This is a genomic window from Chromobacterium piscinae, from assembly GCF_021129175.1.
Taxonomy (GTDB): domain Bacteria; phylum Pseudomonadota; class Gammaproteobacteria; order Burkholderiales; family Chromobacteriaceae; genus Chromobacterium; species Chromobacterium piscinae.
The window spans coordinates 1-7,200 of the sequence record NZ_JAJOHV010000156.1 but is presented as its reverse complement, the minus strand read 5'-3'; the positions used below and the strand labels follow the sequence as shown (position 1 = coordinate 7,200).

The 7,200-nt window shown below is 64.2% G+C and carries 8 protein-coding genes; 6 read left to right on the top strand and 2 right to left on the bottom strand.

Annotation, left to right across the window (positions count from 1 at the left end):
- The 6 genes from odhB to sucD form a co-directional block, all read left to right on the top strand.
- Window positions 1-953, top strand: a 953-nt coding sequence (odhB, locus tag LQR33_RS23620) for a 2-oxoglutarate dehydrogenase complex dihydrolipoyllysine-residue succinyltransferase (RefSeq protein WP_231470675.1), incomplete at its 5' end; no start/stop codon positions are given.
- A 56-nt stretch (window positions 954-1,009) separates the two neighbouring features.
- Window positions 1,010-1,195, top strand: a complete 186-nt coding sequence (locus tag LQR33_RS23615; RefSeq protein WP_221664614.1) for a hypothetical protein — start codon at window positions 1,010-1,012, stop codon at window positions 1,193-1,195.
- A gap of 16 nt (window positions 1,196-1,211) precedes the next feature.
- Window positions 1,212-2,645 (top strand): dihydrolipoyl dehydrogenase, encoded by a 1,434-nt coding sequence (gene lpdA, locus LQR33_RS23610; RefSeq protein WP_221668811.1) that lies wholly within the window; start codon window positions 1,212-1,214, stop codon window positions 2,643-2,645.
- Between the two features lie 18 nt (window positions 2,646-2,663).
- Window positions 2,664-2,915, top strand: a complete 252-nt coding sequence (locus LQR33_RS23605; RefSeq protein WP_166441309.1) for a hypothetical protein — start codon at window positions 2,664-2,666, stop codon at window positions 2,913-2,915.
- 97 nt (window positions 2,916-3,012) lie between these two features.
- Entirely contained in the window at window positions 3,013-4,185 is a 1,173-nt protein-coding gene (gene sucC / locus LQR33_RS23600; protein ID WP_021478969.1) for an ADP-forming succinate--CoA ligase subunit beta, read from the top strand.
- A 27-nt stretch (window positions 4,186-4,212) separates the two neighbouring features.
- A complete protein-coding gene (sucD, locus tag LQR33_RS23595) occupies window positions 4,213-5,097 on the top strand; it encodes a succinate--CoA ligase subunit alpha (RefSeq protein WP_021478968.1) in 885 nt (294 codons plus the stop codon).
- 87 nt (window positions 5,098-5,184) lie between these two features.
- On the opposite strand, the gene LQR33_RS23590 is transcribed toward sucD, so the two are convergent.
- Together LQR33_RS23590 and LQR33_RS23585 are read right to left on the bottom strand one after the other, a co-directional pair.
- Window positions 5,185-5,826, bottom strand: coding sequence for a TetR/AcrR family transcriptional regulator (locus LQR33_RS23590; RefSeq protein ID WP_166441310.1), 642 nt, complete (start codon window positions 5,824-5,826; stop codon window positions 5,185-5,187).
- 45 nt (window positions 5,827-5,871) lie between these two features.
- Window positions 5,872-7,200 (bottom strand): MFS transporter (locus tag LQR33_RS23585; protein ID WP_231470674.1); only part of this gene is annotated, 1,329 nt, incomplete at its 5' end.

Here is a 7,200-nt window from a genome sequence, read left to right as displayed (position 1 = left end):
CTCCGGTTCAGGCCGCTCCGGCCGCCGGCGCCGCCGCGATGCCGTCCGCCGCCAAGCTGGCTGCGGAAACCGGCGTGGACCTGTCCAAGGTGGCCGGCTCCGGCCGCGACGGCCGCGTGCTGAAGGAAGACGTGCAGTCCGCCGCCAAGTCGGCCGCTCCGTCCCAGGCCGGTCCGGTGCTGGCCCCGAGCTCCGCCGGCGCGGCGCTGTCCGCCACTCCGGCCGCCGTCAACGTGGCCGGCATCCTGTCCGGCCGCGCCGAGCAGCGCGTGCCGATGTCCCGCCTGCGCCAGCGCGTGGCCGAGCGTCTGATCCTGTCGCAGCAGACCAACGCCATCCTCACCACCTTCAATGAAGTGAACATGAAGCCGGTGATGGACCTGCGCGCCAAGTACAAGGACAAGTTCGAGAAAGAGCACGGCATCAAGCTGGGCTTCATGGGCTTCTTCGTCAAGGCCGTGGTCGCCGCGCTGAAAAAGTACCCGATCGTCAACGCGTCCGTGGACGGCAACGACATCGTCTACCACGGCTACTTCGACATCGGCGTGGCAGTGGGCAGCCCGCGCGGCTTGGTGGTGCCGGTGATCCGCAACGCCGACCAGCTGTCGCTGGCCGACATCGAGAAGCAGATCGCCGAATTCGGCAAGCGTGCCCAGGAAGGCAAGCTGACCGTGGAAGAACTGACCGGCGGCACTTACACCATCTCCAACGGCGGCACCTTCGGCTCGATGATGTCCACCCCGATCATCAACCCGCCGCAATCGGCGATCCTGGGCATGCACGCCACCAAGGAGCGCGCCGTGGTTGAGAACGGTCAAGTGGTGGTGCGTCCGATGATGTATCTTGCCCAATCCTACGACCACCGCATCATCGACGGTCGCGAAGCGGTGCTGAGCCTGGTGGCGATCAAGGACGCCATCGAGGATCCGGCGCGTCTGCTGCTCGACCTGTAATGAAGCACCGGGCCGGCGCAAGCCGGCCTGTTTGAATCTGCATGAACGGAGCCAGAATGAATCTGCCGGATTGGGTTTACGCGTTCGCCTCGGTATTGGCCGGGGTGGCCTTGTTGTTCCTTACTTGGAAAAAACGCCAGCAGGGAATGCGCGAAGACCGCTACGTGTTGTTCGGCAAGATCATCATCGCGCTGTTCATGATCGCTTTCGGGGCCTTGCTGTTCAAAGTGGGCAAGGCCTGACCCCAAGGGAAAATCCATGAGCCAACAGTTTGATGTTGTAGTGATCGGCGGCGGTCCCGGCGGCTACGTGGCCGCCATCCGCGCGGCCCAGCTGGGCTTCAGCGCGGCTTGCGTCGACGCGTTCAAGAATCCGGAAGGCAAACCCAGCTTGGGCGGCACCTGCCTGAACGTCGGCTGCATCCCGTCCAAGGCGCTGCTGCAATCGTCGGAAAACTTCCACGCGGTGCAGCACGACTTCGCCAAGCACGGCATCAGCGTGTCCGGCGCCAAGATGGACGTCGGCCAGATGCTGTCGCGCAAGACCGACATCATCAACAAGAACGCGGCCGGCATCGGCTTCCTGTTCAAGAAGAACAAGGTCGCCAACATCCATGGCTTGGCCGCCTTCAAGGGCCGCCAGGGCGACAAGTGGCTGATCGAAGTCACCGATGGCGGCAAGGTGGTGGACACTCTGGAAGCCGGCCACGTGATCGTGGCCACCGGCTCCAGCCCGCGCGCGCTGCCGGGCCTGGCCACCGACAACCAGCTGGTGCTGGACAACGAGGGCGCGCTGGCGCTGACCGCAGTGCCGAAGCGCCTGGGCGTGATCGGCGCCGGCGTGATCGGCCTGGAAATGGGCTCGGTGTGGAAGCGCCTGGGCTCTGAAGTCACCATCCTGGAGGCGATGCCGACCTTCCTGGCGGCCGCCGACCAGCAGATCGCCAAGGAAGCGTTCAAGACGCTGACCCGCGACACCGGCCTGGACATCAAGCTGGGCGTCAAGATCGGCGAAGTGAAGGCCGGCAAGAAGAGCGTCACCGTCAATTACGAATTGAACGGCGAAGCAGTGAAGGCCGAGTTCGACAAGCTGATCGTATCGATCGGCCGCGTGCCGAACACCCAGGGTCTGGGCGCCGAGACGGTCGGCCTGCAGCTGGACGAGCGCGGCTTCGTCGCCGTGGACGACCATTGCCATACCAATCTGCCCAATGTCTGGGCGATCGGCGACGTGGTGCGCGGCCCGATGCTGGCGCACAAGGCGTCGGAAGAGGGCGTGGCCGTGGCCGAGCGCATCGCCGGCCAGAAGCCGCACGTCGATTTCGGCGTGATCCCGTGGGTGATCTACACTTCGCCGGAGATCGCTTGGGTCGGCAAGACCGAAGAGCAGCTGAAGGCCGAGGGCGTCGAGTACAAGAAAGGCACGTCGGGCTTCGGCGCCAACGGACGCGCGCTGGGCCTGGGCCAGGCGCAAGGCACGGTGAAGATCCTGGCCGACGCCAAGACCGACCGCATTCTGGGCCTGCACATGATCGGCCCGATGGTGTCCGAACTGGTCAGCGAAGGCGTGGTGTCGATGGAATTCAAGGCCGCCAGCGAAGACCTGGCGCGCATCGTCCACGCCCACCCGTCGCTGTCGGAAGTGATACACGAAGCCGCCCTCGCCGCCGACAAGCGCGCGTTGCACGGCTAAGTTGAACGGGAACGCGGCATGACCCTGGCAATGTATCTGGTCATCATCGTGATATTGGCGATGGTGGGTTCGCTGATATGGGTGATTAAAATCGCCTTTGACGAAGCGGGCGTGCTGGATGGCTTGCGCGGGGTTTTGCTGCTCATCGCAGCCCTCAGTTTTCCTTGCTCGGTATTTATCTGCTCGGCAAGGGCCAGGGGGCGATTGCCAGTGCCACTGGGGGTGGCATTTCTCGGAACAGTCTTGTTATGGGGACTGGCAAGATGGTAAAACGTGTTCCCGCGAAGAAATGGCTGCCGCTTTGAGCGGCAGAGGCAGATTAGGATGGGGCGAGTACCTGTCTGATTTCCAATAAAGGAAACCATAGATGAACCTGCATGAATACCAAGCGAAAGAGCTGCTGAGCCGTTACGGCCTGCCGGTGCAACAAGGCATTCTGGCCAAGTCGCCGGAAGAAGCGGCTGCCGCTTACGACAAGCTGGGCGGCAAATTCGCCGTCGTCAAGGCCCAGGTGCACGCCGGCGGCCGCGGCAAGGCCGGTGGCGTGAAAGTGGTGAAGAGCCGCGAAGAAGCCGCCGAAGTCGCCAAGACCCTGATCGGCACCAACCTGGTGACCTACCAGACCGACGCCGCCGGCCAACCGGTGAACAGCGTCCTGGTCTGCGAAGACATGTACCCGGTGCAGCGCGAACTGTACCTGGGCGCCGTGGTGGACCGCGGCAGCCAGCGCGTCGTATTCATGGTTTCCACCGAAGGCGGCGTGGAAATCGAGAAGGTGGCTGAAGAGACCCCGGAAAAGATCATCAAGATCGAAGTGGACCCGCTGGTCGGCATGCAGCCGTTCCAGGCGCGCGACGCCGCTTTCGCGCTGGGCCTGTCCGGCGCGCAGATCGCCGCTTTCTCCAAGCTGATGCTGGGCTCCTACCAGGCCTTCGTCGAGAACGACTTCGCCCTGTTCGAAGTGAACCCGCTGGCGCTGCGCGAAAACGGCGAGCTCGCTTGCGTGGACGGCAAGATCAACCTGGACTCCAACGCCCTGTACCGCCACCCGGAACTGCTGGCCCAGCGCGACAAGAGCCAGGAGAACGAGCGCGAAGTGAAGGCTTCCGAGTTCGACCTGAATTACGTGGCCCTGGAAGGCAATATCGGCTGCATGGTGAACGGCGCCGGCCTGGCGATGGCCACCATGGACATCATCAAGCTGAAGGGCGGCCAGCCGGCCAACTTCCTGGACGTTGGCGGCGGCGCGACCAAAGAGCGCGTGATCGAAGCGTTCAAGCTGATCCTGGCCGACACCTCGGTGCAAGGCGTGCTGATCAACATCTTCGGCGGCATCGTCCGCTGCGACATGATCGCCGAAGCCATCATCGCCGCCGTCAAGGAAGTGAACGTGACCGTGCCGGTCGTGGTCCGTCTGGAAGGCAACAACGCCGAGCTGGGCGCCAAGATCCTGGACGAATCCGGCCTGAAACTGACTTCCGCACAGGGTCTGAACGACGCTGCCGAGAAGATCGTCGCCGCCGTCAAGGCCGTGGCCTGAGACCCGCACTGAGCTGAGGAATACAAAATGAGCGTATTGGTAAACAAAGACACCAAAGTGCTGGTGCAAGGCTTCACCGGCAAGAACGGCACCTTCCACGCCGAGCAGGCGCTGAAGGTCGGCACCAAGGTCGTGGGCGGCGTGACCCCGGGCAAGGGCGGTTCCGAGCATCTGGGCCTGCCGGTGTTCAACACCATGAAGGACGCCGTGCGTCAGACCCAGGCCGACGCCTCGGTGATCTACGTGCCCGCAGCCTTCGCCAAGGATTCCATCCTGGAAGCCATCGACAGCGGCGTGAAGCTGATCGTCTGCATCACTGAAGGCGTGCCGACCCTGGACATGCTGTACGTGAAGAAGGCCGTCGACGAAGCCGGCATCCGCCTGATCGGCCCGAACTGCCCCGGCATCATCACCCCGGGCGAGTGCAAGATCGGCATCATGCCGTGGCACATCCACAACCCGGGCCGCATCGGCATCGTGTCCCGCTCCGGCACGCTGACCTATGAAGCCGTGGCGCAAACCACCGCGCTGGGCCTGGGCCAGTCCACCTGCATCGGCATCGGCGGCGACCCGATCCCGGGCACCAGCCACATCGACGCCTTGCGCCTGTTCCAGGACGATCCGGACACCGACGCCATCGTGATGATCGGTGAAATCGGCGGTTCCGCCGAGGAAGAGGCTGCCGAGTTCGCCAAGTCCTACGTGACCAAGCCGGTAGTCGGCTACATCGCCGGCGTCACCGCGCCGAAGGGCAAGCGCATGGGCCACGCCGGCGCCATCATCTCCGGCGGCAAAGGCACGGCGGAAGAGAAGTTCAAGGCCTTCGAGAAGGCTGGCATCGCCTACACCCGCAGCCCGGCCGAAATCGGCAAGACCATGTTCGACCTGCTGAAAAGCAAAGGCATGATCTAAGCCCGGTTTCCCGGTCTAAACGAAAACACCCCGCGAGCGATCGCGGGGTGTTTTTCATTGGCCTTGCCCTGATGACGGGCAGTCGAGTCAGGCGAAGCGCGCGCAGGCTCGCTCGAATGGCGACTGGAAGCGCGGGCTGACGTAGGGCGTCAGCAGATACATCAGGCTGCGGCAGCCGGACTGGACCAGCTTGTCCAGTTCCGCCGCGCTGGCGTTTTGCTTGATGGTGCTGATCCAGCCGGTCTGCACCATCTGGAAGTGTTGCACCAGGTGGGAGAGCTGCTGGTCGTCGACCAGGATCATGCCCTGTTCGCGCAGGCGGGTGAACAGCTGGCCCAGCTTGCCGTTGAGCTGGCCGCGCGACAACTGCTGGTGCTCTTCCTCCAGTTGAGGATTGATGCAGAACAGACTGGGCAGGCTCTTGGGGAGGAAGCGGAAGCTCCAGATGTGGCGCAGCGTCTTTTCCATCGCCATCACCATCGCCTCGATAGAGTTGCTGTGGCTGAGCGCGGCGGACAGCTGATCGGCCATGCCCTTGACGTAGCGCTGGTACAGCTCGTTGATGATCTCTTCCTTGTTGCGGAAGTGATAGTAGAGCTTGCCGGTGCTGATATTCATCCGCTCGGCGATGTGGTTGGTGGTGATGACGCGCTCGCCTTCCTGATTGAACAGTTGCAGGCTTGCTTCGACGATCTTGTTGAAGGTCTCCGATTGGACGCTCTTGCGCATGATTTGATTCTTCCCGCTGAAACTGAGATGCCACGGAGCGCCGGCTCAGCCGGTCTTTTTGGCCGCGAGCAGGCAGGCCGCCAGCGCCAGGCCTATCCAACTTTCCAGGCGGAAGAAGTCCAGGCAGGAAACCAGCGTGGCTTGCCGGGCGAGTTCGCCGGCCAGCACTCCGAGGCGTTGAGTATCGCTCAAATCGGGCATGAATTGTCGTAATTGATGCAATGAGTCGAGAAACTGTGGCGAATTCCAGGAAAAACGTTCGGACAAACGGCTGTAATGCAGCGCGTTGCGCGCCTGCATGAATACGCTGGCCAGCGCGACGCCGGCCGAGATCGACACCTGGCGCAAGATGTTTTTGGTCTGGTAGGCGCGGCCGAACGCCGCCGGGGAAATGTCGCGAAAGGCGCTTTGCGCCACCGCCATGATGAACAGCGACATGAAGCCGCCGTTGAGCAGCAGGATGGCGGCGACGCGGCCCAGCGTCGCCTCGCCGTTCAGGCCGCTCATCAGCCAGCCGTAGCCGGCCAACAGCAGGCAGCCGCAGGCCATGGTTTCCGTCAGGCCGGGCGCTTTGCCTTTCAGCAGCAGCTTGGCGTACAGCAGCGCGAAGGCGATGCCGGCCAGATAGCTGACCGACAGCAGCATGCCGCTGGTGGGCAGGTCGAAGCCCAGCGCCTGTACCGACAGCATCGGCAGAATGTAGCTGTTGGCCGATACCAGCAGATAGCAGCAGCTGTAGCCCAGCAGGCCCATGCGGTAGCCGGGACGGCGCAGCGGCCGCCAGCCGCGGCGGTCGGACGCCTGGCGGCGGTGCGCGGCGCGGAATAGCAGGAAGGCGACGACGGCCGCCGCGGCCAGGCCGGCCAGCCATCGGGGATGGGCGAACAGTTGGTACGGCGTTTGCTGGATCAGCCACTGCAGCAGGAAGGCGGCCGCCAGCAGCAGCATGAAAGTCCAGGTCGGATAATGCGCAGGGCGATGCGCCGGCGGCCGCAGCGGCAATTGGCCGGCCGCCCACCAGGCGGGCAGCTGCAGGGGCAGGATGCCCCAGCACAGCGCGCGCCAGCCATAGGCCTGCAGCAAGACGCCGCCCAGCAGCGGCCCCAGCGCGCTGCCCAAGAGCAGCGCCTGGCCGAAGGCGACCAGGCCCAGCCCGCGCTTGGCGGGCGGCAGCTGCGTCACCTCCAGCCGGGCGGCGGTGAAGAAGGCGGCGCCGCCCAAACCCTGCACCGCGCGGCCGGCGATGAAGGCCGCCGGAGACGCGGCGGCGCCGGCGAGCAGCGCGCCCAGCGCGAACAGCAGGATGGAGGCTTGCAGATGGCGGCGCGAGCCGAAGCGCTCGACGCACCATTGATGATTGAACAGCGCCACCAC

What these genes read in the sequence shown, in the direction of transcription:
- LQR33_RS23615 (WP_221664614.1), top strand. Translation starts at nt 1,010, where the DNA reads ATGAATCTGCCGGATTGGGTTTACGCGTTCGCCTCGGTATTGGCCGGG.
- lpdA (WP_221668811.1), top strand. Translation starts at nt 1,212, where the DNA reads ATGAGCCAACAGTTTGATGTTGTAGTGATCGGCGGCGGTCCCGGCGGC.
- LQR33_RS23605 (WP_166441309.1), top strand. Translation starts at nt 2,664, where the DNA reads ATGACCCTGGCAATGTATCTGGTCATCATCGTGATATTGGCGATGGTG.
- sucC (WP_021478969.1), top strand. Translation starts at nt 3,013, where the DNA reads ATGAACCTGCATGAATACCAAGCGAAAGAGCTGCTGAGCCGTTACGGC.
- sucD (WP_021478968.1), top strand. Translation starts at nt 4,213, where the DNA reads ATGAGCGTATTGGTAAACAAAGACACCAAAGTGCTGGTGCAAGGCTTC.
- LQR33_RS23590 (WP_166441310.1), bottom strand. Translation starts at nt 5,826, where the DNA reads ATGCGCAAGAGCGTCCAATCGGAGACCTTCAACAAGATCGTCGAAGCA.